Raw genomic sequence first — 1,937 nt, 5'->3', positions numbered from 1 at the left:
GGCCAGCGGCCGGCACTACCGATCGCCGGCCAGCCAGGCCTGCACACGGGCCGCATCGAACGGCCAGTCCAGCTCACGACCGCCAGTCTCGTCACGCAGCACTGGCACCCGCGCGCCGTAGCGCGCTTCCAGCGCCGGCTGATCGTCCAGGAACACCGATTCGAACTCCGGTGCCCGCGCCTTGGCCAGTTCAGCCAGGGCCATGTCGCACAGGTGGCAGTCGTCGCGCTGGAACAGGGTCAACACCGGTTTTGCTCCCTCTGCCGAAATGCTGCGCCGCAGCCATGGAAGTGCGGCATGAACCGCTAGAATAACGGTCTCCTCCGGTACCCGCAGTACGGCAACCATGGCTGTCAGCACGTTCGACGTTTTCAAGATCGGCATTGGCCCGAGCTCCTCGCACACCGTCGGGCCGATGAAGGCCGCCGAGCGATTCATCCATCGCTGGCTGCTCGACCCGGGTCGCCTGCACGAAGTTGCGCGCATCCGCGCCGATGTCTATGGCTCGCTGGCGCTGACCGGCCGCGGCCATGGCACCGACAAGGCGATCCTGCTGGGCCTGGAAGGCCAGCGGCCGAACCTGATCGACCCGGACATCATTCCGGCCACGCTGGAGCGCATCCGCAGCAGCAAGCGCATCCAGCTGATGGGCCAGCACGAAATCGCCTTCGACGAGAAACGCGACCTCGGCATGAACAAGCGCCAGAAGCTGCCATACCACACCAACGGCATGCGCTTCACCGCGTACAACGCCGAGGACGAAGTAATCGCCACCCGCGATTACTACTCGGTCGGTGGCGGCTTCGTGGTCAACCAGGACGACGCGGCCGATGACCGCATCGTGCCCGACGAGACCCCGCTGCCCTACCCGTTCAAGAGCGGCGACGAACTGCTGGCGCAGACCGCACGCAGCGGCCTGAGCATCGCCCAGCTGATGTTCGAGAACGAGAAGTGCTGGCGCAGCGAAGACGAGATCCGCGCCAACCTGCGCGAGATCTGGAGCGCGATGCAGTCGTGCGTCACCCGTGGCATCCGCGAGGAAGGCGTGCTGCCGGGTGGCCTGAAGGTCGGCCGTCGTGCACCGGCGCTGTACCGTGAGCTGTCGTCGAAGCCGGAAGCGGCCATGCGCGATCCGCTGACCACGCTGGACTGGGTCAACCTGTACGCACTGGCGGTGAACGAAGAAAACGCCGCCGGTGGTCGCGTGGTGACCGCACCGACCAATGGTGCTGCCGGCGTGCTGCCAGCGGTGCTGCACTACTTCGATCGCTTCTGCCCGGGCGCCAACGAGCAGCGCGTGTTCGACTTCCTGCTGACCTCGGCGGCGATCGGCATCCTGTACAAGGAGAACGCCTCGATCTCCGGCGCCGAAGTCGGCTGCCAGGGCGAAGTGGGGGTGGCCTGCTCGATGGCCGCCGGCGGCCTGGTCGCCGCGCTCGGCGGCAACCCCAGCCAGATCGAGAATGCTGCGGAAATCGGCATGGAACACAACCTCGGCCTGACCTGCGACCCGATCGGTGGCCTGGTGCAGATTCCGTGCATCGAACGCAATGCCATGGGCGCGGTGAAGGCGATCAATGCCTCGCGCATGGCGATGCGTGGCGACGGCAAGCACAAGGTGTCGCTGGACAAGGTCATCAAGACCATGCGCGATACTGGCCGCGACATGCAGGACAAGTACAAGGAAACCAGCCGTGGTGGGCTGGCGGTGAACGTCATCGAGTGCTGAGGTCGACCAGGCCCGGCGCGATGACGCCGGGCCGCAGGTAGAGTCGACTGTCAGTCGACTATCGCGCGCAGCGCGGGATTCTCGCGATCTGAACGAAGAGCAGTCGACTAACAGAAGAGCAGTCGACTAACTGTGACTTCCCGGTAGGTTGTTCACCCGGGGCATCTGAGGAGAATGGTGGTTACCACACCAAACCTTTCGCCCCAGA

General features: G+C 65.3%; 2 protein-coding genes. One reads left to right on the top strand and one right to left on the bottom strand.

The window, feature by feature from the left end:
* Positions 1–15: 15 nt before the first annotated feature.
* A complete protein-coding gene (locus D7T59_RS05935; protein WP_180853491.1) occupies positions 16–246 on the bottom strand; it encodes a glutaredoxin family protein in 231 nt (76 codons plus the stop codon).
* 100 nt (positions 247–346) lie between these two features.
* Between D7T59_RS05935 and D7T59_RS05930 the strand changes: the two genes are divergently transcribed.
* Positions 347–1,729 (top strand): L-serine ammonia-lyase, encoded by a 1,383-nt coding sequence (locus D7T59_RS05930; RefSeq protein ID WP_093999701.1) that lies wholly within the window; start codon positions 347–349, stop codon positions 1,727–1,729.
* Positions 1,730–1,937: the final 208 nt, after the last annotated feature.

It is taken from the genome of Stenotrophomonas maltophilia (assembly GCF_013464915.1).
GTDB classification, from domain to species: Bacteria; Pseudomonadota; Gammaproteobacteria; order Xanthomonadales; family Xanthomonadaceae; genus Stenotrophomonas; species Stenotrophomonas maltophilia_AT.
Note: the sequence above shows the minus strand (reverse complement) of the source record. Positions and strands in the feature narration are given on the sequence as shown.

What these genes read in the sequence shown, in the direction of transcription:
- D7T59_RS05930 (WP_093999701.1), top strand. Translation starts at nt 347, where the DNA reads ATGGCTGTCAGCACGTTCGACGTTTTCAAGATCGGCATTGGCCCGAGC.